The following is a 25,933-nucleotide window of genomic DNA, read 5'->3' as shown; positions in this document are numbered from 1 at the left end:
ATTTCTCTCTCCTCTCTCCTCTCTCCTCTTTTCTCCCGACCATCATTTTTGTAACCACACGAGCGCTCTTTGCTATAAATGTTCTGATGAACCTTTAATTACAACTTGGTGTGTCCTCACAGAAACTTCTCATTTACTTTTGCAGCGTTCTGCAAATACCTATGTAGTGGACTGTGTCATCTTAAATGAGGGGATCGGATCTGAATCCACAGGCAAGATGCCCGATGCTCCGTTTGGAATTTTGCCTCATTTTAGCCGAAACGGTCTACTACTGGACTGAATATTGCCCATTATCAATAACTGAGATTGAGGTTGACGGCCAGGGTCAATAAAAAGGTGAGTTGGGCGGCGAGGATCATCAGGTAAATGACCGCCCGGGTGCGGAAAATCGACAGCATCAGGCCGACGGTTTTGATGTCGATCATCGGGCCGAAGACCAAAAAGGCCAACAACGATCCGGTGGTGAATGTGGCGGCGAAGGAGAGGGCAAAAAAGGCATCGACGGTGGAACAGATGGACACCACCCCGGCCAACAACAGCATGGCGAGGATAGAAGAAATAGGGCCGTAACCGAGGTTGAGGATAATTTCTCGGGGGACGGCCACTTGAATCACCGCCGCGATCGCACTTCCGACCACCAGCATTCCCCCCAGTTCCCGAAATTCCTGCACCCCGGTTTCCAACATCATGTTCACCCGTTCCCGGGTAGGGCGGATAAAAATAGACGGAAACGAAACCCCGAACCCTTTTTTAGAGGCGGAAGCCTTTTTTGTCTCCACCGCCATTTTTCCCTCCGCCTTCCACATCGGGACGGACTCCAGACGCATCGGGCCGTCCGACTGGCCGAGGATGTAGGTTCCGGACTGGAGCAGGGAAGACCCCGCGGCGGCGGCTTGGGCGGGCTTTTTTTCGGCTTCAAATTGGGGGATGAGGCGGGCGAGGGCCGGTTGCAGGAACGGCCGCAGGTCTTTTTGGAAGCTGAAAACGTAACCCAAGGTGATGGCGATAATCAGGGAAAAGAGCACCCGCAGCACCACCATTTCCGGTTGCTCCCGAAACGCCACCCAGGTGGACCAGATCACGATGGGGTTGATCGTCGGGGCGGCGAATAAAAATCCGATCGCCGCCGACGGGGGCACCCCCTGAGTCAGCAGGCGGCGGGCGACGGGGACGTTCCCGCACTCGCACACGGGAAACATGAACCCCACCAAACTGCCAAATAGGGCCCCCAAAAACGGATTTTGGGGGATATAATACAGCAGCTTCCGCTCATCCACGAGCCACAGCAGCACGCTCGAAAAGATGACTCCCAGCAGCAGGAAGGGCATCGCCTCCACGAGCAAGCTGAGAAACAGCGTGAAGCCGCTATTGAGTTGACTGATTAGTGTTGGTGACATCCCGTCTCAATCTGGAATTGGGGCACTCGGTCTGCGTCAAAAATCTACGTTGGGATGGTTGACAAGAGAACATCCTGACTATGGTAGCACTAGCGGAGAGAAAAATATAGCGCTGTGCGCTGGGGTGTAGGGTGTAGGGTGTAGGGTGTAGGGATGGGAAATTCCCTTGTCATCAGGATTCCGAGGTTTGTCCCCCTTTCCCAAACTGTAAACAGACGAGCGATCGTTGCTATAGCACTACGAGAGTCGGTTCGGACAGAACCGAACTCCCAAAATCCTGATAGGTGGGAATTTGACACGAGCTGATTGCTCAAAGCTGATGGCTTACTGCTATATATCGCAGGTATCGCGCTCGTCTGTTTACAGTTTCCTGGGAGGGACAAACCTTGAAACCCTTATATCCAGGTGATTTCATTACCCCATTCCCCATTCCCCATTCCCCATTCCCTGCGCGCAGCGCTATATATCCGACAATCGTCAACGGGCGAGGTGCGATCGCTCAAAAAACCTCGCCGTCCGGGTTGTGTGAGAACCGTCCGGAGGGCAAACAACCCGATTCGCAGGAACCAAACAGGACGATCCGGGCGCCGGTCGCCGATTGATATCCGAGCTCGGACAACCTGAATTGCTGCTCGGGAACTTGCCACTATGTTTGACACCGTTTGGAATGCATTTCAGCAGGTGGTTTTACCTGCGGCCAAACCGATTGTCACCACCTTTTTTCCGTCCTACGTCGCCTGGTTCGAGCGGGTGTGGCCGATCGCCGAGCCCTGGGTGCGATCGCTCCTAAATGAGGCGGAAACGGCGATCGCGCCCATTCTGACATCCGCCCAATCGGCTCCCCTTTTGGCGGACTCGGAAGCGTTGACGGGTTATCAAACCTTAATTGAAACCTCCGGCAATTCCTCGCAACTCCACCTCCTCACCGACGAAGTGGACATCCTCGCCCCCGGCCGCTTCGCCCTGGAAATCGCGCCCACGGGGGAAGTTTCGCCGGATTGGACGATCGCGAACCCCGCCGGCATTCTCGCTTTGGACGGGGACGATTTTCTGATCGCCTCTCCCCAAACCGATGTCATGAACGGGAATCGGGGCGACGATCGCCTGTTCGGGTGGGACGGGGACGATTTGATCCGGGGCGGGAAGGGCAACGATCGCATCGGGGGAGACGGGGGCAACGACGCCATCAACGGCAACCGCGATCGCGATGAAATTTGGGGCGGGGAGGGAAACGACCTGATCCGGGGCGGACGGGACGACGACACGCTGCGGGGGGAAGGGGGAGACGATATCCTGCTCGGCGATCGCGGGGCGGATTTATTAGTTGGGGGAAGCGGCGCGGACCGCTTCGTTTTGGCCGTGGACGCGGAGGAGACGGGGGACGACATCCTCCTGGCGGACGTGATCGAGGATTTGAATCCGGCGGAAGGGGACCGGATCGCGATCGTGGCGACGTTTGACGCGGCGGATCTGAGTTTCCAAACCTTTGAACCGACGGAAGCCGTGGCGGGGGGAACCATCATCCGCCAAGCCAGCACGGGAAATGTCCTCGGCGTGGTGCGGGGAATCACCGATACCGCCGTTGTTTCCGATGCGATCGCGATCGTCGCGGCGGACGATCCGGCTCTGATGCTGGGATGACCGCAGACATCGGCCAGAATGGAAAAAAATTAGATAATCGAAAATAGGCTCAATTTTGCCCCCATTTACTGCCGTTTTGAAATCAACTCACCGTTCATGATCGATCTGGTATGGCTGCTGGTCTGCTCCGGTTTAGTCTTTCTGATGCAACCGGGGTTCATGTGTCTGGAGTCCGGGCTGACCCGATCCAAAAATAGCATCAACGTCGCCGTCAAGAACCTCGCCGACTTCGGAATTTCCGTGGGGCTGTTTTGGGCGATCGGCTACGCTTTAATGTTCGGCGCCTCGAAAGCCGGAATTTTCGGCTCGACCCATTTTTTTATCGACATCGGCGATACCCCGAGTCTGGCGGCATTTTTCCTGTTTCAAACCATGTTTTGCAGCACCGCCACCACCATCGTTTCCGGGGCGGTCGCGGAGCGGATGCGGTTCCAAGCCTACCTGATCGTCGCCACCCTCGTCTCCGGTTTGATTTATCCGATTTTCGGACATTGGGCCTGGAACGGCATCGACAGCGGTTCGAGTCTGGGTTGGTTGAGCGCTCTGGGTTTCGTGGATTTCGCCGGATCGACCGTGGTGCACAGCATCGGCGGCTGGGTGGCCCTGGCCGCCTTGCTGGTGATCGGCCCTCGGGCGGGCCGGTTTCCCAAGGGGCAGCGTCCCCGCAAAATTAACGGCTCGAATTTGCCCCTGTCGGTTTTGGGGGCGATGTTGCTGTGGCTGGGGTGGTTGGGGTTCAACGGCGGCAGTACCCTGGTTTTGACCTCGACGGTCCCAATTATCATCGTCAATACGGTTTTGGCGGGGGTGGGGGGGATGTTGAGCGCGATCGCGATCGGGGGGTGGCGAAAGGGGGTCGTCGAGGTGGAATCGATGATCAACGGCTCGATCGCGGGACTGGTGGCGATTACGGCCTCCTGTCATGTGGTGGGGACGGCCCAGGCGGTGGCGATCGGGGCCGTGGGATCGGCGATCGCGATGGGGGTGTCCCGGCAGTTGGTCCGCTGGCGTATTGACGACGCGGTGGATGCGGTCGCCGTCCACGTCGGGGCGGGGGTGTGGGGAACCCTGGCGGTGGCGTTTTTCGGGCGCCCGGAGTTGCTCCAGACGGGGTTGAATCCCCTCGCCCAATTGGGGGTGCAACTTCTGGGAATTGCGAGTGCCGGAATATGGGGTTTCGGCCTCAGTTTGATATTACTCTTTTTCATCGATCGCCGCGTCCCGTTGAGAATTTCCCCCGAGGGGGAACAGGTGGGATTGAACATTTCCGAGCACCGGGCGAAGTCGGAGATTTACGAACTGTTTCAGGTGATGGATTTTCAGGCGAGAACCAAGGATTTGAGTTTGCGGGTTCCGGTGGAACCGTTTACGGAGGTCGGGCAGATCGCCGAGCGCTACAACCAGGTGATGGATGCCTTGGAAGAGGCGGTGCGGACGACGGATGCGATCGTGGAAACGGCGACGGATGCGATTCTGACGTTTGCGGTTTCTCCGCTGATTATTTTGACGGCAAATCCCAGTGCAGAGAAGGTGTTTGGTTATTCCCCGGAGGAGTTGATCGGCATGGAGATCGGCCGATTGGTGAGTGCGGATGTCGATTCTGCCAATGCGGATGATTTCTCAATTTGGAATTGGCTCGAAACCGGATTGCAAGAGGGGATCGGGTGGCGGGCGGACGGTTCCGGGTTCCCCGTGGAAGTGGCGGTGACGGAGGCGAAATTGGGGGCGCGATCGCTGTTGATCGGCACGTTTCGGGATATCAGCGATCGCAAACAAGCGGAAGCATCCCTCGCCTCGGCTTATCGAGAAATTCAAGTTTTAAACGACCGCCTCCGGGCCGAAAATCAATCCCTCAATTTGGAGTTGGAAATAACCCGTCGCCTACAGCATTTGTTACTCCCCACGGAAGCGGAATTGCAACAAATTAAAAATCTGGATATCGCGGGTTACATGGAACCGGCGACGGAAATCGGCGGGGATTATTACGACGTACTCGCCTCTGGGGGAGGGTTGACGATTTGCATGGGGGACGTCACCGGACACGGCTTGGAAAGCGGCATGGTGATGTTGATGGCACAGACGGCGGTGCGGACGCTTTTGGAGGCGGGAGAAACGGACCCGGTGCGCTTTTTGGATATCCTCAACCGCACGATTTATTTGAACGTGGTGCGGATGAATTGCGACAAAAATATGACTCTGGTATTGTTAGATTATCAGGATGGGGAATTGCGCGTCTGCGGCCAGCACGAGGAGGCGATCGTGGTGCGGAAAAATGGCGCGGTGGAGCGCATCGAAACCATCGATTTGGGATTTCCCATCGGTTTGGTGGACGACATCAGCGAGTTTATCAACCACTTTACCACCCACCTCAATCCGGGTGATGTTGTCGTTCTATATACGGACGGAATTACGGAGGCGGAAAATAGCGATCGCGTCCACTACGGCATCGAACGTCTCTGCGAAATTGTCTCCCAAAACCGCGATCGTACCGCCACCGACATCCGACAGTCGATCATCGATGACGTCCTGGAGCACATCGGCACCCATCAGGTTTACGACGACATGACGCTGTTGGTGTGCAAGCAGCGGGCGCCCGTTGTGTAGGGGCGAATGGCGATCGGTCTTAATCAAGTCGGCAAGCTGACGCGGTTCTCGAGTTGGGAGTTTGGTGCGATCAATTTCTTACCATTTGGATTCTCCTTCAACTAACTTAGTTATTCCAAAAATTGTTGGTAGGCAAACTTTGCAGCCATGCCTATGGGCAGGCTAATTCCCCAGATGACGGCAGATTGAATGATTCTGAGGTTTGCACCGGGTAGCCAATGTGAAAATCCCAAGCCAATCAGGAGCATTACCACAATGACAAAGAGGGAATATAGAAGAATTTTCCGATTGAATGCAGCGACAAATCCCAAAAAGCCGAATATAATGACGAATGCTAAAGCGAATGAATTTAGCATTGGATTAATGGCATCTGCAATTTTATCCATGTTTTGCTCTTTTTATTCGATATTATTTGCCAAGACTAAAGAAATTTTCAATTTTAGAGCCACCCAATTTTGTGAAGGATTTCATCTGTAATAATCTCAAAGGGCTGATCGTTGCTTTTTCGGGTCAGAACTTGAATATTTCCGAACCTAAGCGTCCCACCAATAGCGTAGCAATACTTAAATAAGAGAATATCCTCAATTCCGTCACCATTGAAATCCGCTCTCGCAACTTCGGTCAAATGTTGTCCAATACCATCATTCTGATTTTCAATTCTGATAAAGTTGAAGCCAGCACCCGTAATTTTAATACAATTTTCAGATAATTTATCATTATAAGTCGATTGATTGTCGTGACTGTAGAAAGGAAATAGTGAGATAGGTATAAGCCTTGGATCTAAACCAATTCGAGGCTTATCAATAAAACTTGTTGTAGGTGGCGAAGCTTCTTTTATAGCCTTGAGTAAACCACACTGATACTCCAAGCAAATACCCATGTTCGCATCGCTACTTTTTGGAAAATAAAAGCCTCTTTTTTTTGCATAATCATACTCTTCGCAGGTACATATATAACACCTTTCACCTTTTTTGTTTTCCATTTCAACATCGTTGATAAAACTATCATTTCCGAAGCGAATAGGTTGTTTGATAAAATCATTTATATCCGACTTTTTGAGTGAGCTTATGTCATCATAATTGGCGAATTTAATACTTTCTAACAAATCAAATATTCCTTGACTGTTTTTGTAGCTTTCTATAATTGAGGTCATTTCTACAAGAGAAATTTGTCCTGCTTCCAGATGTTGGGCAGTTTTTTTTATCGGATTAATTCTAGAATTTTGTTTTTTAATTTCTTCTATCTTCTTTTCTATTTTTGGCTTCTCTTTTTCCGTAAAATCAAGAAAAAATTGCAGTCTCTTGTCGTCGAAAGTTCGACCGCCTTTTTTCCCATTCCAAGAATTTTTACAAGGTACAAGATTCTCGTATCCATAAATGTCAAAACTTGGAGGTAATCCCAGCCTGGTTTTGAGTGACTCCAGTTCTTCCGGCTTGTTTGCTAAGTGTTCTGGGATAACATGATCTATCTCAAGCTCATTGTACGGCAGCGGTTCTCCAGTATAAAAGCATTTTTTTTTGTATACCTGCCAAATTGCTTCTCTCTGCACTTCTGAGATCCATTGTTTTGACATAGCCAATAATCCTCTTGTTTAAACGTTAGGTTGATTGATCGCCCTCGTAGGAATATTGTTGAAACTCCCCGAAAATGTCGGCGATATTTCGGGCGCTGCTACCCAGTTCTGCGATCACATTGCATTAAGATTGCAACAGTGATAACACCGAGAAACCGGATTTCTGTGAGCATCTTCCGTACCCCACCCGAGACTCGGATAGAAACCCGGTTTCTTCACCGCAAAAATTTAGATATACTTTAGCCTATCAAAACTCGTTCCATTTTCCAATGGGAAAAACGTAAATTTTCGTTAAGCGCGATCGCACCTGAAAAGCCGAGGACAGTTCGCCCCAAACTCCCCACCTGGCATCCCGGAGGGCGAAGCCGATGAGTTCGGCTCGGGTTTCGGATTCGTTCAGATCGGTGGACCGTAGATTTGCATTAAAGCACTTTTAGGCTGAGTTGATGGGGGTTTCGGGCTTTTTATGTCGCTCATCTGGATTTGCGTTAAAGCACTTGGGTTTTTGTTTGATTCAGGAGGTTGAGTTGTCGGGTTTGGGAATGAGTTCGATCAATCCAGTCCGAAATTCCGGATCGTGGGTCATCACGGGGATGGCTTCCAGTTCGGCTTGAGCCATAATCATGCGATCGAAGGGATCTCGGTGAGCGATGGGTAAATTACCCGCTCTGAGGGCATGAGCCGAGGTGATGGGAAGTTCGCGAAATTTAGCCCGTTCCAATAGCTGGGGATACTGTTCGACGATCTGTTGGGCTTCAGGGAGTTTGCCGATGCGGTATTTGGTGGCAATTTCCCAGGCGGAAGCACTGCTGATCAATATCTGGTGGCTTGGGTTGCGAATGATGTCCCGACAGAGGGCGTCGAGTTTTGGATCGTCAAAGACCCACCACAAAAAAATGTGGGTGTCGAGGAGATATTTTATTCCCATCGTTGCAGTTCTTCTTCGGGTAGGGGGTCAAAAAAACTGTCGCCGAGTGTTCCTGCCAGAAGTCCGGGGGTGCGGGGTTGGTCGATTTCTCGACTCAATCCGAGGCGGAAATAGTGAATGAGATCGTAAATTTCCGCGAGTTTGTCTTCGGGGATGTCTCGGAGTTCTTGGATAATTTTTTCAATGAGCATTTTTCGAGTTGAAAGTTAATAGTGGGTTGGCTGGCTTTCAGGTTGTGGGCGGCTGTTATCTCTTTTTCGCTCTTTTTGAGGAGTTGTACAACACCGAGAAACCGGGTTTCTGTGAGCATCTTCCGTTCCCCACCCGAGACTCGGATAGAAACCCGGTTTCTTCCCCGCGAAAATTAGATATACTTTAGCCTATCAAAATTCGTTCCAATTCCCAATAGGGAAAACGTAAATTTTCGTTAAGCGCGATCGCCCCCAACTCCCCCCGGCAGCGCTCCGGGTGAGCTAAATTTGCCCAAACCGCGATCGCACCCCCGCCAAAATCCGACATTCGATCGTCGATGACGTCCTGGAGCACCTGGTGAGCCGGCGAAGCTGATGCTAACCTAGAGAGTAGCTCTACAGATAAGGACGATCGCTCATGCAAATTATAAAATTGAAAGCCAAGGTTGACGCCGAAGGCGAAGTCACTATAAAAATGCCTCAAGATTTAGCCAATCAAGAGTTAGAGATTGCGATTGTCTATCAGCTTGTTTCTCCCGAATCTTCAACTCAAACGCCCGAATCTTTGGGGTGGCCGTCCGGTTTTTTTGAGCAAACCGCAGGTTGTTTGGCGGATGAGCCGTTGGTTAGATATCCCCAAGGTGAATATGAAAACAGGGAGCCAATCGAGTGATTTATTTGTTGGATACTAATGTTTGTATTATTTACCTGAACCGTCGCAATTCCCGAGTACAGCAACATCTAGAACGGTTATCTCCAGGTGATATTGCCGTCTGTTCTGTCATCAAAGCCGAATTGTTTTATGGGGCAATGAGAAGCTCAAATCCAACTCGGACGTTGGCACTCCAGGAAGCATTTTTAAGTCAATTTGTGTCCTTGCCGTTTGATGATGCAGCCGCCAATGCTTTTGGAAGGATTCGCGCTCAGTTAGCAGCTTTAGGAACGCCGATCGGACCTTATGATCTCCAAATTGCGACGATCGCTTTGGCCAATAATTTAATTTTGGTGACTCATAATGTCGATGAATTTAGACGAGTACAAGGGTTACAAATAGAGGACTGGGAAGCGGAGGGGTGAGATGGGATAAATAATGTTTTAACTCGCGGGACGACTCAACCCCTGTCACCAGGGTAGCCCGAAGGAAATCATCAAATTGGCTGGCAACCCGTGCGATCGCCGACTCGCCTCGCGATCAATATATTGGAGAACTGCAACAGCCGAGAAACCGGGTTTCTAGGAGCATCTTCCGTTCCCCACCCGAGACTCGGATAGAAACCCGGTTTCTTACCCGCGAAAATTAGATATCCTTTAGCCTATCAAAATTCGTCCCAATTCCCAATGGGGAAAACGTAAACTTTCGTTAAGCGCGATCGCACCTGAAAAATTGCCCCGATCGAGTCCACTTGAGTGGACTTTTGCTATTAGCCTTGAAATTCATTTCAAGGCGGGGTTCAAATTGGCAGATCAGTTCTAACTGTGTAGGCGGGTTTGTTTTGGCTGTATTCGACCAATATTTCCTGTATAATATCGCGATATATTTCTAATTTTTCCATTCCGCGATCGCCTCCTCTTATGGTTCATAGATGATCAATTTAATTTGATTCTCCTCAACCATCATTTTGGCAAAATCTCAAGATCACATAAAAATTCAGGGCCGTTCGTCGTCGGGCTTCAGCCCCGAACCGCCGACCCGACCCATTTTCCCCTCGGGGGGGGGTTGACAAGGGCGACGATTTAAAATAACTTTATAACTGATTAGTTGAATAATGATTAACGGGACACGATTATGCTGAAACCACTGTATCGATGGATGTTCGGGCTGTTAGCCGCCGCCTTCCTCCTGGGGAGTCTCCCCGCCCCGGCTCATGCCGCCGTCGATCCCGGGGAACTGGCCAAAGCCGTCCAGGAAATTGAAAATCTGGACGGACTGCGGTCGGGTTTGGCGTCCACCCTGGAAGGACGGACCGAACCCCCCACCGGACAGACGTTTAAAGAAGTCTGCAAACCCGTGGGGATGCAAGCCAAAAAACTCAGCCAAGAAAACGGATGGAAAGTCAAACAGATCGCCAATAAATACCGCAACCCGGCCCACGAACCCGACAATTTACATTCTAAAATGGCGCTGGCTAAATTTGAACAAAATCCCGAATTGATGGGCTTCTGGGAGCCGGAAACCCTGGACGGGCAACCGGGAATCCGCTACTACCGCCGCATCAATGTGGAAGCCAGTTGCCTCGGCTGTCACGGGGCAAAAGAGAGCCGCCCGGAGTTCGTGAAGAATAAGTATCCCCAGGATTTGGCGTTCGATTTCAAAGAAGGGGATTTGCGGGGGATGTATGCGGTGTTTATTCCCGAACTGAAAGCCGCGTTAGAGGAGAACTGAATGAAAGCCAGGAAAATTATCTCGATTTTGTTGTTAATTATCCTGCCGCTGCTGCTGATTGTTGGGACTCCCGAACCCGCGATCGCCGCCATTCGGGAGCAGCAAGAAGCCCCCGGACAGATGCTCTATCAATCTCGCCATACCCTCAGAGACAATACGGGGAGTTCCTGGCAGTTGATTCTGTTCAAGCGGATCAAAAATGGCGAGGTTGAGAATGTCAATTTGCGGCTGGTGGGGTTTCCCGATGCCGCCGAAGTTGCCCACCCCCAACCCTTGAAAATAACCACATCTCGGGGGACGGTTTTTGAGGGGATCGACGAGTTCGCGGAAAAGGCACCGGCGCCCAATGTCGGACAGTACAATTTGACGGAGATTTTGCCGCAACTCTCGAAAACCGAGGGACTCGAACTGAATGTAGCGATCGCCGGGGATAAAAACTGTGCGATCGCCGTTCCGATTCCCGTGGTTTTGGAGTGGAAAGAAATCGCCGGTAATGTTTAGTTTTGGGGTACAGGCAAGATGCCTGTACTACCCTGTTTTTCTCAAAAATTCAGTTGAGAGCCATGAAAATCAATTTCCAAATTCCAATTCTTTCTCTATCTCTGTTTTTGGCGATGGTTTTTGCCGGGGCGGGATTCAGTGCTTCTCCCCTCAAACCCGAAGAAGAACAGGCTTTAAAAGAGGCGATCGCGGACGAGTACAAAGCCCGGGCATTCTATCAAGCCACCATCGATCGCTTCGGGGAAATTCGGCCTTTTAGTAATATCATAAACGCCGAAACTCGACACGCCGAAATGGTGGCAAATCTGTTTGTCCAATATGGTTTGCCCGTCCCGGAAGACTCCTACGCGGGAAAGGTGGCGGCGCCGGAAAGTTTGCTCGCCGCCTGCGAAGCCGGGGTACAATCGGAAATTGAAAATAAGGAACTGTACGATCGCCTTTTAGTGAATGTCAGCCAACCGGATATCCGTCTGACATTGGAACGGTTGCGAGACGCATCTCAAAACAATCATTTACCCGCCTTTGAACGCTGTCAGCGACGGTATTCCCGTTAAATTACGGATGGTAAATTTGCCGACATTTGCCATTCATTTCGAGCGGGGGACGGGTGGAAAGCGGGACAATTTAAGATTTCCGGGTTTTCCAACTCATCCCCCGTTTACAAGTCAAAAGTCAAAAGTTAAAAGTCAAAAGTATGACTTCTTGAGGAGAGAGGAGAGAGAAATTTTTTCCTCACCCCTCAACAGGGGGAGGTTTTTGACCCAATTTTTTGAAGAGATAATGAAAATTTTCAAGTCTGGAGTCGGGTACAGCCGAATGGAGTTGTCGCCAACGAGAGTGAGACAAAATCAAAACTGGCACTGTTCCTTCCCGAGTGTCCCCCGGTCTGGTTAAAATTTATCGGAGGTTAACCTTTAGGTGATCGCGCTATGAATCCTGCCCTGACTCAGTTTGGCGATCGTATGTCCCGATTGACGGGAGTGCGAGCGATTATGAAAGATATTATCGAAACCCTGCGATCGGGGAAAGGCCAAGAATTTATCAATTTGAGTGCCGGAAACCCCGTCCTGCTGCCCGAGGTGGAACAGTTGTGGCGGGAGTGCACTGAACAACTCCTGTCGAGTCCGGAATACGGGGAAGTGGTGTGCCGCTACGGTTCGAGTCAGGGCTACCAGCCGTTCATCGACGTGATCGTAGAAGATTTTAACTCCCGCTACGGGTTAAATTTGAGCGATCGCAACGTCCTCGTCACCCCCGGCAGTCAGTCCATCTACTTCTACGCCGCCAACGCCTTCGGGGGCTACACCACCGACGGACAACTCAAACAAATCGTCCTCCCCCTGAGCCCGGACTATACCGGCTACGGCGGCGTGAGTTTGATCCCGGAAGCGGTGTTCGCCTACCAACCCACCCTGGAAATCGATGCCGCCGCCCACCGGTTCAAGTATCGCCCCGACTTCAGCCAACTGGCGATCGATGACAATACCGGTTGCGTCATCTTTTCCCGCCCCTGCAACCCCACGGGCAACGTCCTCACCCAGGAAGAAGTTGAAAAAATCGCCGCCCTCGCCGCCCCCCACGATGTGCCCGTGTTCGTCGATTCCGCCTATGCCCCGCCCTTTCCAGCCCTCAATTATACGGACATGACACCGGTATTTGGCGAGAATATCGTCCACTGCATCAGCCTCTCCAAAGCCGGACTTCCCGGGGAACGGTTGGGAATTGCGATCGGAAATGAAACTATCATTCAAGTGTTGGAAGCCTTTCAAACCAACGCCTGCATCCACTCCCCCCGCTACGGACAAGCGATCGCGGCGCGGGCGATCGGATCGGGGGCCCTGGCGGATATTTCGGCGGAGGTGATCCGCCCCCACTACCAACATAAATTTACCGTGTTGGAAGCCACGTTGGACGCGGCTATGCCCGCTGATTTGCCCTGGTTTTTGCACCGCGGCGAAGGGGCGATTTTCGCCTGGATTTGGTTCCAAGATCTGCCCATCAGCGATCGGGAATTGTATCAGGAATTGAAAAAAGTCGGTGTGATTGTCGTCCCGGGCAATTCATTTTTCCCCGGTTTGAAACAGGAGTGGCCCCACAAACAGCAGTGCCTCCGCATCAGCCTGACGGCGACAGACGAGGAAATTGCGGAAGGGATGAAGCGTCTGGCCGGGGTGGTGCGGCGAATATATGGATAATTGATAATTGATAATTGATAATTGATAATTGAAGAAACTGCTCAAATCATCGATCGATGATTGGGGAGTTTGTATGGCAACCGCTGAGGTGGTGAGGACAATCTATGTCCAACCGAGAACACGGCTTGGGAATCAATTCCCCGAGGGCGCAAGCCGTCGCGCCCCTACCCGATCAAATCATCGGTCGATGATTGGGGAGGTTGAAGGAGGGGATAACCCGATCTGATATAGCACTACGAGAGTCGGTCAGGACATGACCGAACTCCCAAAGCCCTGACGGATGGGAATTTGACGCGAGTCCGTCCTGAGCTTGTCGAAGGGCTGATTGCCCAAAGCCTGTCCTGAGCTTGTCGAAGGGCTGATGGCTTACTGTTATATCGAAAGTCAAAAATTCCCGATTCCCTATTCCCTACTCCCTATTCCCCAAAAAAAAATGCACCCTTCTCGGGGAAGGGCACAGCACAGGGTTGTGAGAGCAATAGCTGAGAACTCGCAAGTTATTCAGCAAGACTTTTTCTATATTCAGGATAGGGGCGATCGCACGCCATGAGCCTCACCCGAACGGAGGGTTTCGCGATCGCCCATTCGGTGGAAGAACAGAAGCCCGCCAAATTGTAGGGGCAGTGCCTCCGCGCCTGCCCATTGACGGAAACTCAGTTGCCCCAGATGCGCTTCAACACCTCATCCGGGGAAATGTCGGCCATATTGCCCGTTTTGGACTTGACCGCGATCGCCCGTTCGCTGGCGGGGAGCAACCTGCGGGGATCGGTGGGGCCGAACAGGGCGATGGTGTAAGTGCCCACGGCGACAGCCAGATGCATGGGGGCGCTGTCGGTGCACACCATCAGGTTAGCCGCGGCGATGAGGGCGGCGAGTTTGCCGATATCTTCCGGTTCCGTCACCTTCACCTGGGGACAGCGGCTCGTGAGTTCCGCGATCAATTCCTCATCCTCGGGTCCCTTGACCACGACGACGGGCAAATTGGGCTGCCGCTGTTGGATATCCTGAATGATGGCCTGCCAGCTTTCGACGGGATAGATCTTGTCGATGCCCTTGCTGAGGGCGAGACGACTCGAACCGCCGTGGATGAGGATGTAGCCGCTCTCCTTGACGCCGAGGCGTTCCTGTTCGCGATCGGCCCAAGTCAGGTCGGATTTGGGGACGTTGATGGCTAGTCCCGCGAAGGGGGTGATGATGTCCAACCCCTGCAACAGGTCGTGATACATCTGGGCGGCGTACTGTTCCGCCTTCAGGGGGACGGCATCCGTGAGGAACATCTCCCCGCTGCTGCCCGCGTAGCCGACGCGGTTGGGAATCCCCGTCAGCCACAGTAGCAGGCCCACCGTCCACCGCTGGCCGAGGGAGATGACCACATCGTACTCGCGATCGCGCACGATGCCGATAAAATTACCCCAGTCGGCCAGGGAATTTTGGCCTTTGAAATCGTAGGGGATGACTTCCGAAACCGACTTGCAAACCCGGTAAGCGCCTTTCGCCCTCGGTTCCACGACGACGGAAATTTGGGCTTCGGGGTAAGCCTGCTTCAAGTCGTCCAGGGTGGGGAAGAACAAAATTTGGTCGCCAATCCCGCCTGGGACAAGGGCTAGTATTCTCATCTTTATAGAGTTAATCTACTTATCAGCTTAATTCTAAATGAAGATATTATCACGGACTCAAAACTGACGACCCAATTATGCATTTACTGATTCCCGCCGCCGGAAGCGGACGGCGTATGGGCGCCGATCGCAACAAATTGTTACTGAAGTTGCTGGACAAATCTCTCCTGGGGTGGACTCTGACCGCCGCCGGGGCCTCTGAATCGATTATTTGGATCGGAATTATCGGGCAAAAGGCCGATTTTCCCGACTTCGAGGCGATCGCATCTCAGGTTTCCTTGGATATCCCCGTCGAGTTCGTCGAGGGGGGCAAAACCCGCCAGGAGTCCGTCTACAACGGCCTGCAAGCCCTGCCCCCGGAAGCCGATCGCGTTTTGATCCACGACGGCGCCCGCTGTCTGGCCACCCCCGCTTTGTTCGATCGCTGTTCGCAGGTGTTGCGATCGTGTCCCGGCCTGATCGCGGCGGTCCCCGTCAAGGATACGATCAAAGTGGTGGGGAACTACAACTTAATTGAAGATACCCCCGATCGCGCCCAGTTGTGGGCCGCCCAGACGCCCCAGGGGTTCGAGGTGCAGTTGCTTAAAGAATGCCACGAAAAGGGGCGTCATTTGGGATGGGATGTGACGGACGACGCTGCTTTATTTGAACGCTGCGATCTGCCCGTCCGCATCGTCGAGGGGGAAGAAACTAACTTAAAAGTGACGACTCCGGTGGATTTGCGAGTAGCTGAATTTATCCTGCGAGAACGGTTGGCGATCGGGCAGTAATATCCAATCCACTTGAATGCTCGGAACAAAACGGGTTGGATATCAAGACCCCTTGGAAATCAATTCCCCGAGGGCGCAAGCCTCGCGCCCCTACCAGGCAAAATCATATTCAGATGATTGAGGAGGTTTCAGGAGGGAAAAACCGGATCTGATACAAGTCAAACGGTGGGGGCAACCGTCTCTGGTTGCCCGAGTTATATACAATTGGCAGATGGAGAAAAAATGAACAATGAGATTGTTAATATCCTGAAAAAACTCAAAACCGAATTCGAGAAACTTTATCAAAGTCGCCTGGTCACTTTAATTTTATTCGGTTCCCAAGCCAGAGGAGACGCGGAATCCGGTTCGGATATTGATGTCTTAGTCGTACTCAAAGGCACCGTTCAAGTCGGGACAGAAGTCAAACGAACGGGTCAAATTATCGCCGATTTATCTTTGCAACATGATGAAGTGATCAATTGCATCTTCATGGAAGAAGATTATTTTTTAAACCGTCAAGGGCCTTTATTGAGGAATATCCGAAAAGAAGGTATTTTACTCTAAGTTTAATTGAGACATGACTGAAGATCAACTGGAATTATGCTTGAAAGCGCGACAAAGTTTAAATGCGGCTCAAGTTTTATTGAATAATGGATTTCCAGATTATGCGGCATCTCGCGCCTATTATGCAATGTTTTATATTGCCGAAGCTTTTTTGGAAGGGGAGGGGATGTCTTTTTCCAAACATTCGGCCGTGATTTCCGCTTTCGGTCGAGATTTTGCCAATACTGGCAGAATTCCCGTGCCATTTCATCGTTTTTTAATTGAAGCTCAGAATTTGCGAAATTCCGGAGATTACGGGGGCTTAAATTCCGTCACCAATAAAGAAGCAGAAGAGCAAATCAATCGCGCCATACAGTTTTTAGAATTGGCGGAACAACAGCTCGGTTCTTTTGATATCGAAGATCGTTAAATAAAAAATAAATTAAAGTAAATTATCGTATAATATTCGATTATTTTACCGCATAATCTTTCCAATCCTCTTCAGAGGATTTTGGCTGGTAGGGGCCCCTGGCTTGCGCCCTCGGGGAATTGATTCACAAGCGGTGCGGATATATAACCAGCTTTCTCCGGGTATTTAATCAAATTTGATTCAACCCAACTGTGGGGGCAACCGTCTCTGGTTGCCAAAAAAACACATCACGCCCAAAAAAAAATCGATCAATCACTTTCGCTCATACCTCATCCCCGGAAGCTGCGTCACAAACCCCAACAATTCCAACTGTAATAAAAGACCCGAAACCGTCCCCGCATCCATCCCAGACTGTTCCACAATCAGATCGAAAGGCGTCGGTTCGGGCGCGATCGCATCCAATATCTTCAACAACTCCGGCGCCAAATTCGGCCGTTCCGGTTCCGATTTCGGCGGCGGTTCCGGTTCAAACAAAGGCAATTGGACGGGGACATCCAACTGCGGAATCGCCCCCAACTGTTCCAAAAGCTGGTCGAGATCCACCGGAATTACCCCCGCCCCGCCGTCAATTAACTTCAGACAGCCGTGGGATTTTTCATCGTCCAAACGTCCCGGCAAAACGTAGACATCCCGACAAAAATCGTTGGCGATGTGGGCGGTAATTAGAGCACCCGATCGCTGCGGGGCTTCCATTACAAATACCGCCCGACTCAACCCGGCGATGATGCGGTTGCGGCGGGGAAAATTGCGGGCGTTCGGTTTGGTTCCGCTGGGAAATTCACTGATTAATAAACCCGACTCCATCACCCGTTCGCAAAGGGGTCGATTTTCCTTGGGGTAGGCGATGTCAACCCCCGTCCCCAAAACGGCGAGGGTTCGCCCTCCCGCGTCCAAACAACTGCGGTGGGCTTCCGTGTCGATGCCCGCCGCCATGCCCGAGACGATCGCGAATCCGCTGCGGGTGAGGGTGGTGCTGATTTTGCGGGTCCAGCGGCGTCCGTATTCGGTGGGGTTGCGGGTGCCGACGATCGCAATTGTCGGTATTTTCCCTTGAATTTCGTCGGGGTTCGTGATGCCCCGGTAGTACACAATGGGCGGCGGGGAGGGAATTTCTAGCAGCAAACGGGGATAGTCGGCGTCGGCGGGAGTCCAGAATTTTGGGTTTTTTTCCAGGTGTTTCTCGAACAGTTGGGCAGGTTCGAGTTGCGATCGCTCTCCGGCGACTTTCTCCACCGTCTGTTTTCCGAACCCTTCCACGCGACGCAATTCGGCGGCGGGGGCTTCCCAGGCAGCTTTGAGTGTGCCGAACTGTTCCTGGAGTCGTTGCAGTGCGATCGGGCCGATTCCCGAAATTTGCGACCACGCCAGCCAGTAGACCCGTTCTTCGGACATTTTTCCCAGTTGATTCTGAACCCTTAGATTAATTTATCGCAATTTGATGGAATTGGGGAATGAACCACAGAGGCACAGAGGACACGGAGGATTGATGGGGAGAGTATAATAAATGGACGATCGCGATCGCATTTTACCATGACTCAAGCTAAACTCGAAAATCCTCCATCTTCCGATCAGCGGATCATCCATTCCGGTCTGAACTGGGAACAGTTTAAACTGATTCAGGCGGGTTTCGCAGAGTCGCGGCGGGTGAGGCTGTTTTACTCGGACAATACCATCGAAATTATTATGCCGGGGCGGGAACACGAGTTTTTTAAAACTATCATAGGGATGTTGATAGAGTTGTTTTGTTTGGAAACGGAAACGGAATTTTATCCCCTCGGTTCCACTACCCAAGAACGGGAGGGGGAAGTCGCCGTCGAACCGGATGAGTCCTACTGTTTTGGCGAATTGAAAAATAGACCGGATTTGGCGATCGAGGTCGTTTTGACCAGCGGCGGCCCCGACAAGTTGCACCGCTACCGATCGCTCGAAATTCCCGAAGTTTGGTTCTGGCGAGAGGGTACATTTCATCTCTATCACCTGCGGGGTTCGGATTACGAAGACATTGTCCGCAGCGAAATCCCGGAATTGATTAAGCTGGATTTGGAGTTATTCGGACGTTGTGTCTTGATGGCACAAACCTCTCGCCTGGAGGCGGCGAAAACCTTGCGAAATGGATTCAAATAAAATAGAATAGACAGAGATTCCTTGAAAATAACTGCAACCATGACCGCATCCGCCAACCCCCGCAACTGGGATGAATTTTGTGCCGAACTCGGCGATATCGAAACGATCCGCGATCGCGCCCAGGTGGCGAAACTGTCCCAGGACTACAACCATTTCAGCCCGATTTTACAATCAATTCTCCAGGAAAAAATTGGGGATGTCGTCGTCCGTCCCACCTCGGAGGCGGAAGTATTGAAAGTTGCCCAACTGTGTGTCAAACATCGAGTTACCCTCACGGTTCGTGGGGCGGGAACGGGCAATTATGGGCAGTGTGTCCCCCTGGAAGGTGGGGTAATTTTAGACCTGTCAAAAATGAATCAAATTCGCCGCATCGAACCGGGTGTTGCTTGGGTGGAACCGGGGGTTAAACTGGTGGCGATCGACAAACAAGCCCGGGATATGGGGTGGGAATTGCGGATGGTTCCTTCCACCTACCGCATGGCGACTATCGGCGGTTTTATCGGCGGTGGAAGCGGCGGCATCGGTTCGATTAATTACGGACAATTGCGCGATCGCGGCAACCTCCACGCTGTCCGCATCGTCACCCTGGAAGACGAACCGCAGATCGTCGAATTGCGGGGGGATGAGGTGCAAAATGTCAACCACGCCTACGGCACGAATGGGATTATCACCGAGTTAGAAATCCCCCTCGCACCGGCCTATCCCTGGGCGGAATTGATTGTCACCTTCGACGATTTTATGACATCGGCGAAATTCGGTCAAGCCCTGGGCCGGTCGGACGGAATTATCAAAAAATTGGTTTGTATTTGCGCCTGGCCGATTCCGTCTTATTTTGCCCCCTTTCGCGATATTCTTCCCCAGGGCAAACACGCGGCATTGTTGATGGTCGCCGAACCCAGTTGGGAGCCGTTTCAAGAATTGGTCAAAGAATTCGGGGGGGATATCTGCTATCACAAATCGGCTCAAGAAGCGACCAAAGGCACGGCGATCGCCGAGTTTACCTGGAATCATACCACGTTGCACGCCCGCAGCTCCGACTCGTCTCTGACCTATTTACAAACCGGATTTCCCGAGGACCCGGAGTTGAAACTGGTCGAACATTTTTACCATCATTTCGGGGACGAAGTGATCCCGCATTTGGAGTTTGTGAGGTCGGGGGGAAACCTGCGGCCGTCGGGGTTGCAAATTGTCCGCTTTACGGACGAAGCGAGACTGAATGAAATTATCCGCTACCACGAGGAACGGGGGGCGATAATTTTCAATCCCCACACCTATATTTTAGAAGATGGGGGGATGAAAGCGATCGACGTGCGACAATTGCAGTTCAAACAAAAGTACGACCCCCACGGGTTGTTGAATCCGGGTAAAATGCGAGGTTGGTGGGAATCTCAATCTTGATTGAGAAAAAACCAGCTATCCCGGTCTAGGTGGGGCGCGAATCGTTAATTTTTTTAAAACTTTCTGAACGGATACTGAAGCCATAGTAGGATTCTGTTATGCTTTCAGTGATAGAACGTTCATGGCTAAATCTCGCAATTCCCTTCGCTTACTTTCGTTCTTAACCCACACCTCCCTCCGCACTGTCCTGCTGTTGCTTCTGAGTCTGACCCTATCCGCCGCGGCGAAATCTCCCTCGGTTCGCGTCCCGATTTTCGGGTTTCACGACATTATCGATACCACCGATGCGGACAAACAGATGACCCGGCGTCCCCCGGTGAGTACGGATTACCAAAAACGGAATCTCTATCATTTTCTCAATTACCTGGTGGTGAACGATTATTGGTTCCTGTCCAGCCAGGATTTATTCGTCTATTTTATTCAAAAGTCAAAACCGATTCCGCCCGAGTATCGGGGGCGAAAGCCGGTGATGATCACCTTTGACGACGGTTATTCCGGAGTTCACGAAAATGTGCTGCCGATTTTGAAGGATTTGGAGTATATTTATCGAGAAAAAGTCAAAATTGTCGTCTTTGTCAATCCGGCTTACATGGGAGTCAATATCCCGGAATATGTCCCCCACATGAGTTGTGAGGATTTGCGGTACGGATTTAAAAATGGATTTTACGACATCCAATCCCACGGTTATTCTCACCAAAATTTGGCGCGGCTGAATGCCCAGACGTTGCAGTTGGAGTTGGAAAAAGGGAAGTCTAAATTGCGGGAATGTACCCGAGATCTCGATCGCAACCAACTCGTCGGCGCCCACATCGCCTATCCCTTCGGCGCCCTGACGCGACGGGTGGAACGCTACCTTCCCGGCTATCACCTGACGGGGTATCTTTACGATGATATCGTATCCAGACCCGCCCTTCTGAAAAATCCCTTCCGCATTTCCCGTATTCCCGTCAATCTCCGCACCACTCCCCGCGAATTGGTGAATCTCGCCGAAACGGCGACACCGGCGCGGTTCTAATGCATGAAGCGACAGATTTGTCAAATCCCGCAATATAAGTTTACAATCCCCCCTTCAAAATTCGTGTCTCCGGAAACGGGTTTTGCGACAAACTGATTCACCTGTTGACGAAGATATAGGGGTTTCGGGGGAGGGTTTGGAGCGATCGCACACCAAGCCTGAGACTATTATGTTATCAGAACCGCTGAAATGACGCAACTTCGTGGCTAATTGAGAATTATTTTTACACATTTCGTTTTGTTAAGGAGCCAGTTTGATAGAAATATTAAAACTTTAATGCCATAAGTTATTTTTAAAACTTATGGTATCCGATAGGGGATTGAGAACTCGGTTGAACACCTTTTATCTATCTCTAATTTTGACCAAAAATGGCTTTTGTTCGGGGATAATCGGATGGGACTGAACCATCCCTCTTCATCAAACCAGGATGCAATCTTTACGATCAAAATCCGGGATTAAAAAGAGGGATGTATCACAATGGAAGGATAGATGATTTTTTTCCTTATTTACCCGCACAGGGATTGGCACCCGCACAGGGATTGGCACCCGCACAGGGATTGGCATTGTTTGCGGTGCTGCCATCCATAGATGCGTAACCCATAGTCACATTAAATTCCCGACACCAAATCACCACTGAACCATAGTCGGCTGGGTTCACATCATCTGGGATGGCATAGCGTTGAGTTCCATTCAAACTCCAATCGCTTTGTATAATCGGGATCGACAAAAGCATAGACGATTACCCCATCCTGATTGACAACATAAGTTGCAGGTATGGGTAATTCAAAGGTTTGATTTCCGTTAGCCGCCTCCAGATCGATGCCCAACTTTTGATAAATGGGTCGGAGTTTTTCGGGGAGAGTAAACACCAAACCAAACTCCCGGGCGATCGCATTGCCAATATCACTGAGTATTTCAAAAGATAATTGTTTCTTTTCCAGGGTTGAAAGGGCATGACTTGGAGTTTCCGGAGTCAGGGCAACTAAAGTTGCCCCGAAAGTTTTAAACAGGGGAAGCGATCGCTGCAATGCACGCAATTCCAAACTACAGTAGGGACACCAACCGCCCCGATAAAAAGACAGAACCACGGGACCCGATTTCAAGATATCTTGAATTTTAATCGGTTGACCGATCGCATTAGGTAAAACAAAATCAGGGATGGTATCTCCGGGTTTCAAGGCGCGATCGACCCTGGCGTTGTCAGGCCCCTGTCATCGAGGGTTTGAGAATTTCTCAGCCAAAACTCAGGTGAGATCGAGCAATTGATCAGTTTCGGCGACGACGATCGCAGATCAGATCACCTTCTAGAACAGTTGACGGGGTAGAACAGTTATGGTAAACCGAGATCGGTTGGTCATGGATGACGGGCAATGTGTGGAAGTCGAGGCGGTCGAGAGCGATCGCCAGTGGGTGCGTCCCTATCGGCTGTATCGGTTTCTCACCGATTTAGAAGATCTGCTGATAGGAGTCGAAGACAACCCAACCCGACTGCACCTGATTCGTCCCCTGGTGCGGCAGTTGTTGAACAGTTCCGAGTGGCTGCACTATAATTTTTTACCACCCGATACGGCTACAGGCTGGTCTGTTTTGATGCTCTATAATGAACCCGAATTTCCAATCACAATTCAAACAGTCGTTTGGTCCCCCGATCGCGTTTCACCCATCCACAATCACGGCACCTGGGGAGTCGTGGCGATGTTGAGCGGGCAGGAAAAAAATACCTTCTGGCGGCGATCGCCGACCGCCGACCATCCCGATCGCATCGAATGGGTCGGAGAAGAACTTTTAACTCCGGGAGACATTCTCTGTTTGATGCCCGATGCAATTCATCAAGTCGAAGCGATCGGAACCGAACCGACCATCAGCTTTAATCTATATGGCGAAACCGACTTTCAACGACGATTTGAGTTCGATCGCGATCGCCACACCGCCAAAAACTTTTAAAAACCATGAAAAAACCCCAATTATTGCTTACCCTTCTGATACTATTATTGTGCCTCCTGTGGAGTCCGATCGCTCGGGCGGCGACGTCAGATTTGACCCTGGATGAACTCCTGAATCGCGCCTTTTCCACCAGTCAGGCGGGGCAGTTCGCCCGGGCTGAGGACTACTGGAGTCAAATCATCGATCGCTATCCAGACAACCCGGCAATGTGGAGCAACCGGGGCAACGTCCGGGTCAGCCAAAACCTGCTACAGGAGGCGATCGCAGATTTTAACCGAGCCATTGAATTAGCCCCCGATGCCCCCGACCCCTATTTAAATCGCGGCATCGCCTACGAAGGACTCGGACGCTGGGACGACGCGATCGCCGACTATAATCGAGTCTTAGAACTGACTCCCGACGACGCCATCGCCTACAACAACCGGGGCAACGCCGAAGCCGGACGGGGCCGGTGGGAAAATGCGATCGCGGACTATTCCAAAGCCACCGAACTCGATCCCGGTTATGCCTTCGCCCGGGCTAATTATGCCCTCGCCCTGTACGAAACCGGCCAAACCGAAAACGCCATTCGGACTATCAAAAATTTGATTCGGAAATATCCCAATTTCGCCGATATGCGGGCGGCATTAACTGCCTGTTTGTGGGAGAATGGAAAAGTAGGAGAAGCCGAAAGCAACTGGGTGGCCGTCGTGGGACTCGATCCCCGCTACAAAGATCTCGATTGGGTTGCCAACGTGCGGCGCTGGCCCCCGACGCTGGTCGTCGCCCTGGATCGGTTTCTGAATTTACGATCAATGGCGTTTTAATGCTTCCAAGCGGGTTTCAAGTTCGGTCAATAATTGTTCGAGACGGGCGTCCGAGCTCAGTTGGGGGGGCGTATTTTTGGCGATCTGCGACAAATTCTCGGCCACCGAATCCGAAACCGGAAATTGCAGCAGATGCTTGCCCCAGTGGCGACTCGCGGCGATGCCGGAACGGATGCCCCGTCCGTAGCGGGGATAGGGGCTCAGGGGGGGCAGATATCGGGGGCGGTAGGGAACCTCGACGGACCCACACCAGTCCCGCCATTTGAATTCCAAAATTCTGGGGCTGGTGACGACGGGTATCCACCGCACCCGCAGGGCGTCGGCAACGATCGCCCCGTGCATGGCCTCGGCTAAGAGCACCTCGGTTTCGGAAATGGCGGAAATGACGGTTTCCACGGGGTCGGTGGGGTCGATATACCGCCAACCGAGGCGATCGCAAATTTCCTGCCAAACCGGTTTGGCGAAGTTGGCGTGGTGGACGTGGGGCATGAAGGCGAAAGAGTCGCGTTTTTTGGGGGCCGGTTGAAACAGATGCCGGACCAATATTGCCCCGTCAGTGACGGCCATTTGGGGAGGTAAACCGAGCATCCCGGCGGAAAGGGGGCCGCGGACGCAGTGAATTTCCCAGTGGGGCGCGATCGCTTTCAGGGGTCTTTCGTAACCCGCCCCGGTGCTGAAAAAGATGACCCGTTTTGCAGTTTTAACCCGTTCGGGAAGCAAGTCATTTAATAAGGTTCCGAACCCCACAAATATTTCCGTTTCATCCCCGTCGAAAAAACCGGGGAGGAGGTGGGACCACAACTGGGCGTTGAGTTCGTCCCCGAAGTTGGGGAGGTTGTCCCGGCGTCGGTAGTAATAGAGTTTCATGGGTTCCCCACCAAACTGGGAATTTTCAGTTTCGATCGCCCCTTGTCGATGGCGAAGGATAAAAAGTCTGCGGTCAATTTTTTCTGCTGTTCCCAGAAGGATTGAACGCGCCAATTTTCCCAGGCGGGGACGGCGATGGTGGTCAGAAATTTGCGCCATTCTGAGGCGATCGCGTCGGTGCGGATGCGGTGGGTTTGGGCGCAGCCGTTTTGAACCAGTCGATGTCTCAATTCGCGATCGGCTTTCAACCGTTTTAAAGCGGCGATCAATTCCGATGGCGAAGTCACTTCCAAGTAATCCCGATCCGACCATCCCTCAGCGCGAAATGCCGATTCCCAACCCAAAATTGCGGGCACTCCCGCCAACCAACAATTATATAATTTTGTCGCCGGTTTGTAAAGGTAATAATTCTCGGTGCCGAAACTGCGGACGGCGACCACGGCATCGATTTGGGAGTAGTCGTTCCAGGGCACCGTGATGCCCCGGTAGTCGGACCAGTGGTTGCAGTTGATCGCCGGACGCCAGTTCAAACCCAGTTCCTTGAGCTGCCGCTCCCAAGTGGGGTCCAGCAGTTCGGGGGCGAGGTTATTTTGGTGTCCGAAAAAGCCGATATTTTCAAAGCGATCGCCCCGGTGGCGATCGCGGGAAATCAACCCCGGTTGGGTCCAGTGGGGGATGTAGTAGCTGTTGGGAACCGTCAGCATCTCTTGCAGGTTCTGCACGACGTGAAGTTGGGCGTAGGGGTACGGGTCGCCGTCCGCTTTGATGCAGATCAGCAACAAATTTTTCCCCGGTCGGAATCGATATTTGTACTGGTGGAGGGTGTTTCGGTGGGCGAGAACGATCCCTTCCGAGGGCATTTCCGTCACCAGTTGGCAGGGAAAACCGTCCGCTTTCAAACGCAAATAGGTTTGCAGCGTCCAGGCGTGAATGCCGAGTCCAAATCCCGGCCAATTACTTTCGACATCGGCGGGAATTTCTGCCGGCAAATAGCGGGCGGGAATGTAAAAAGAGATGGGCGGTAACAT

28 protein-coding genes and 1 pseudogene are annotated in these 25,933 nt (G+C 51.8%); 17 read left to right on the top strand and 12 right to left on the bottom strand.

What is annotated here, in order from left to right; all coding sequences use genetic code 11:
* A pseudogene (locus LKE08_RS24755) lies at nucleotides 1–280 on the top strand (hypothetical protein); the annotation flags it as partial.
* Between the two features lie 13 nt (nucleotides 281–293).
* Here the strand turns inward: LKE08_RS24755 and LKE08_RS24750 are convergent.
* On the bottom strand, nucleotides 294–1,397 hold the full coding sequence (locus LKE08_RS24750; protein ID WP_324706952.1) for a permease: 1,104 nt from the start codon (nucleotides 1,395–1,397) through the stop codon (nucleotides 294–296).
* A 648-nt stretch (nucleotides 1,398–2,045) separates the two neighbouring features.
* Between LKE08_RS24750 and LKE08_RS24745 the strand changes: the two genes are divergently transcribed.
* Together LKE08_RS24745 and amt are read left to right on the top strand one after the other, a co-directional pair.
* Nucleotides 2,046–3,038 carry a calcium-binding protein gene (locus LKE08_RS24745; protein ID WP_324706951.1) on the top strand — a complete coding sequence of 331 codons (993 nt, stop codon included), beginning with the start codon at nucleotides 2,046–2,048 and terminating at the stop codon, nucleotides 3,036–3,038.
* Between the two features lie 96 nt (nucleotides 3,039–3,134).
* Nucleotides 3,135–5,642 carry an ammonium transporter gene (gene amt / locus LKE08_RS24740; RefSeq protein WP_324706950.1) on the top strand — a complete coding sequence of 836 codons (2,508 nt, stop codon included), beginning with the start codon at nucleotides 3,135–3,137 and terminating at the stop codon, nucleotides 5,640–5,642.
* Between the two features lie 110 nt (nucleotides 5,643–5,752).
* Here the strand turns inward: amt and LKE08_RS24735 are convergent, their stop codons facing one another.
* The 5 genes from LKE08_RS24735 to LKE08_RS24715 form a co-directional block, all read right to left on the bottom strand.
* The gene (locus tag LKE08_RS24735) at nucleotides 5,753–6,028 is read right to left on the bottom strand and encodes a hypothetical protein (protein ID WP_324706949.1); all 276 of its coding nucleotides are present in this window, start codon (nucleotides 6,026–6,028) and stop codon (nucleotides 5,753–5,755) included.
* 53 nt (nucleotides 6,029–6,081) lie between these two features.
* The gene (locus tag LKE08_RS24730; protein WP_324706948.1) at nucleotides 6,082–7,215 is read right to left on the bottom strand and encodes a hypothetical protein; all 1,134 of its coding nucleotides are present in this window, start codon (nucleotides 7,213–7,215) and stop codon (nucleotides 6,082–6,084) included.
* A gap of 514 nt (nucleotides 7,216–7,729) precedes the next feature.
* The gene (locus LKE08_RS24725) at nucleotides 7,730–8,143 is read right to left on the bottom strand and encodes a type II toxin-antitoxin system VapC family toxin (RefSeq protein ID WP_324706947.1); all 414 of its coding nucleotides are present in this window, start codon (nucleotides 8,141–8,143) and stop codon (nucleotides 7,730–7,732) included.
* Entirely contained in the window at nucleotides 8,134–8,334 is a 201-nt protein-coding gene (locus LKE08_RS24720) for a hypothetical protein (protein ID WP_324706946.1), read from the bottom strand. The genes LKE08_RS24725 and LKE08_RS24720 overlap by 10 nt, the downstream gene beginning before the upstream one ends.
* A gap of 184 nt (nucleotides 8,335–8,518) precedes the next feature.
* Nucleotides 8,519–8,689 (bottom strand): hypothetical protein, encoded by a 171-nt coding sequence (locus tag LKE08_RS24715; protein WP_324706945.1) that lies wholly within the window; start codon nucleotides 8,687–8,689, stop codon nucleotides 8,519–8,521.
* Nucleotides 8,690–8,752: 63 nt separating this feature from the next.
* On the opposite strand from LKE08_RS24715, the gene LKE08_RS24710 reads away from it, so the two are divergent.
* From LKE08_RS24710 to LKE08_RS24685, 6 genes are all read left to right on the top strand, one after another.
* Nucleotides 8,753–9,007: a hypothetical protein gene (locus LKE08_RS24710; protein ID WP_324706944.1), complete on the top strand. Its 255-nt coding sequence runs from the start codon at nucleotides 8,753–8,755 to the stop codon at nucleotides 9,005–9,007.
* Nucleotides 9,004–9,411: a type II toxin-antitoxin system VapC family toxin gene (locus LKE08_RS24705; RefSeq protein WP_324706943.1), complete on the top strand. Its 408-nt coding sequence runs from the start codon at nucleotides 9,004–9,006 to the stop codon at nucleotides 9,409–9,411. Before LKE08_RS24710 ends, LKE08_RS24705 begins: the two co-directional genes overlap by 4 nt.
* Nucleotides 9,412–10,120: 709 nt before the next feature.
* A complete protein-coding gene (locus LKE08_RS24700) occupies nucleotides 10,121–10,717 on the top strand; it encodes a DUF3365 domain-containing protein (RefSeq protein WP_324706942.1) in 597 nt (198 codons plus the stop codon).
* Nucleotides 10,718–11,218, top strand: coding sequence for a DUF3122 domain-containing protein (locus tag LKE08_RS24695; RefSeq protein ID WP_324706941.1), 501 nt, complete (start codon nucleotides 10,718–10,720; stop codon nucleotides 11,216–11,218).
* 62 nt (nucleotides 11,219–11,280) lie between these two features.
* Nucleotides 11,281–11,772 (top strand): DUF2202 domain-containing protein, encoded by a 492-nt coding sequence (locus LKE08_RS24690; protein ID WP_324706940.1) that lies wholly within the window; start codon nucleotides 11,281–11,283, stop codon nucleotides 11,770–11,772.
* 375 nt (nucleotides 11,773–12,147) lie between these two features.
* Nucleotides 12,148–13,413, top strand: coding sequence for a valine--pyruvate transaminase (locus LKE08_RS24685; RefSeq protein WP_324706939.1), 1,266 nt, complete (start codon nucleotides 12,148–12,150; stop codon nucleotides 13,411–13,413).
* Nucleotides 13,414–14,066: 653 nt separating this feature from the next.
* On the opposite strand, the gene LKE08_RS24680 is transcribed toward LKE08_RS24685, so the two are convergent.
* Nucleotides 14,067–15,029 (bottom strand): glycosyltransferase family 9 protein, encoded by a 963-nt coding sequence (locus LKE08_RS24680; RefSeq protein ID WP_324706938.1) that lies wholly within the window; start codon nucleotides 15,027–15,029, stop codon nucleotides 14,067–14,069.
* Nucleotides 15,030–15,106: 77 nt separating this feature from the next.
* Here LKE08_RS24680 and ispD point away from each other — a divergent pair, with 77 nt between their 5' ends.
* The 3 genes from ispD to LKE08_RS24665 all read left to right on the top strand — a co-directional run bounded on the left by ispD (nucleotide 15,107) and on the right by LKE08_RS24665 (nucleotide 16,751).
* Nucleotides 15,107–15,799 (top strand): 2-C-methyl-D-erythritol 4-phosphate cytidylyltransferase, encoded by a 693-nt coding sequence (gene ispD, locus LKE08_RS24675; RefSeq protein ID WP_324706937.1) that lies wholly within the window; start codon nucleotides 15,107–15,109, stop codon nucleotides 15,797–15,799.
* Nucleotides 15,800–16,021: 222 nt separating this feature from the next.
* Nucleotides 16,022–16,342 carry a nucleotidyltransferase domain-containing protein gene (locus tag LKE08_RS24670; RefSeq protein ID WP_324706936.1) on the top strand — a complete coding sequence of 107 codons (321 nt, stop codon included), beginning with the start codon at nucleotides 16,022–16,024 and terminating at the stop codon, nucleotides 16,340–16,342.
* A gap of 13 nt (nucleotides 16,343–16,355) precedes the next feature.
* Entirely contained in the window at nucleotides 16,356–16,751 is a 396-nt protein-coding gene (locus LKE08_RS24665; RefSeq protein ID WP_324706935.1) for a HEPN domain-containing protein, read from the top strand.
* 252 nt (nucleotides 16,752–17,003) lie between these two features.
* Here the strand turns inward: LKE08_RS24665 and dprA are convergent, their stop codons facing one another.
* Nucleotides 17,004–18,143: a DNA-processing protein DprA gene (dprA, locus tag LKE08_RS24660; protein ID WP_324706934.1), complete on the bottom strand. Its 1,140-nt coding sequence runs from the start codon at nucleotides 18,141–18,143 to the stop codon at nucleotides 17,004–17,006.
* A gap of 138 nt (nucleotides 18,144–18,281) precedes the next feature.
* On the opposite strand from dprA, the gene LKE08_RS24655 reads away from it, so the two are divergent.
* From LKE08_RS24655 to LKE08_RS24645, 3 genes are all read left to right on the top strand, one after another.
* Entirely contained in the window at nucleotides 18,282–18,875 is a 594-nt protein-coding gene (locus LKE08_RS24655) for a Uma2 family endonuclease (RefSeq protein ID WP_324706933.1), read from the top strand.
* Between the two features lie 39 nt (nucleotides 18,876–18,914).
* Nucleotides 18,915–20,273 (top strand): FAD-binding oxidoreductase, encoded by a 1,359-nt coding sequence (locus LKE08_RS24650; RefSeq protein ID WP_324706932.1) that lies wholly within the window; start codon nucleotides 18,915–18,917, stop codon nucleotides 20,271–20,273.
* A 121-nt stretch (nucleotides 20,274–20,394) separates the two neighbouring features.
* Nucleotides 20,395–21,288: a polysaccharide deacetylase family protein gene (locus LKE08_RS24645; RefSeq protein ID WP_324706931.1), complete on the top strand. Its 894-nt coding sequence runs from the start codon at nucleotides 20,395–20,397 to the stop codon at nucleotides 21,286–21,288.
* 502 nt (nucleotides 21,289–21,790) lie between these two features.
* On the opposite strand, the gene LKE08_RS24640 is transcribed toward LKE08_RS24645, so the two are convergent.
* Both LKE08_RS24640 and LKE08_RS24635 read right to left on the bottom strand, forming a co-directional pair.
* Entirely contained in the window at nucleotides 21,791–22,021 is a 231-nt protein-coding gene (locus tag LKE08_RS24640; protein WP_324706930.1) for a DM13 domain-containing protein, read from the bottom strand.
* The gene (locus LKE08_RS24635; RefSeq protein WP_324706928.1) at nucleotides 21,948–22,466 is read right to left on the bottom strand and encodes a peroxiredoxin-like family protein; all 519 of its coding nucleotides are present in this window, start codon (nucleotides 22,464–22,466) and stop codon (nucleotides 21,948–21,950) included. Before LKE08_RS24635 ends, LKE08_RS24640 begins: the two co-directional genes overlap by 74 nt.
* Before the next feature lie 154 nt (nucleotides 22,467–22,620).
* Between LKE08_RS24635 and LKE08_RS24630 the strand changes: the two genes are divergently transcribed.
* A complete protein-coding gene (locus LKE08_RS24630) occupies nucleotides 22,621–23,232 on the top strand; it encodes a cupin (RefSeq protein WP_324706927.1) in 612 nt (203 codons plus the stop codon).
* 5 nt (nucleotides 23,233–23,237) lie between these two features.
* Nucleotides 23,238–24,038, top strand: coding sequence for a tetratricopeptide repeat protein (locus LKE08_RS24625; RefSeq protein ID WP_324706926.1), 801 nt, complete (start codon nucleotides 23,238–23,240; stop codon nucleotides 24,036–24,038).
* Here the strand turns inward: LKE08_RS24625 and LKE08_RS24620 are convergent.
* Both LKE08_RS24620 and LKE08_RS24615 read right to left on the bottom strand, forming a co-directional pair.
* Nucleotides 24,024–24,905: a polysaccharide pyruvyl transferase family protein gene (locus LKE08_RS24620; protein ID WP_324706925.1), complete on the bottom strand. Its 882-nt coding sequence runs from the start codon at nucleotides 24,903–24,905 to the stop codon at nucleotides 24,024–24,026. The two genes, LKE08_RS24625 and LKE08_RS24620, sit on opposite strands and share 15 nt — an antisense overlap.
* On the bottom strand, nucleotides 24,902–25,933 hold the full coding sequence (locus LKE08_RS24615) for a hypothetical protein (protein WP_324706924.1): 1,032 nt from the start codon (nucleotides 25,931–25,933) through the stop codon (nucleotides 24,902–24,904). The genes LKE08_RS24620 and LKE08_RS24615 overlap by 4 nt, the downstream gene beginning before the upstream one ends.

The sequence above is a fragment of the Lyngbya sp. CCY1209 genome (assembly GCF_035615495.1).
GTDB lineage: Bacteria > Cyanobacteriota > Cyanobacteriia > Cyanobacteriales > Microcoleaceae > Limnospira.
Note: the sequence above shows the minus strand (reverse complement) of the source record. Positions and strands in the feature narration are given on the sequence as shown.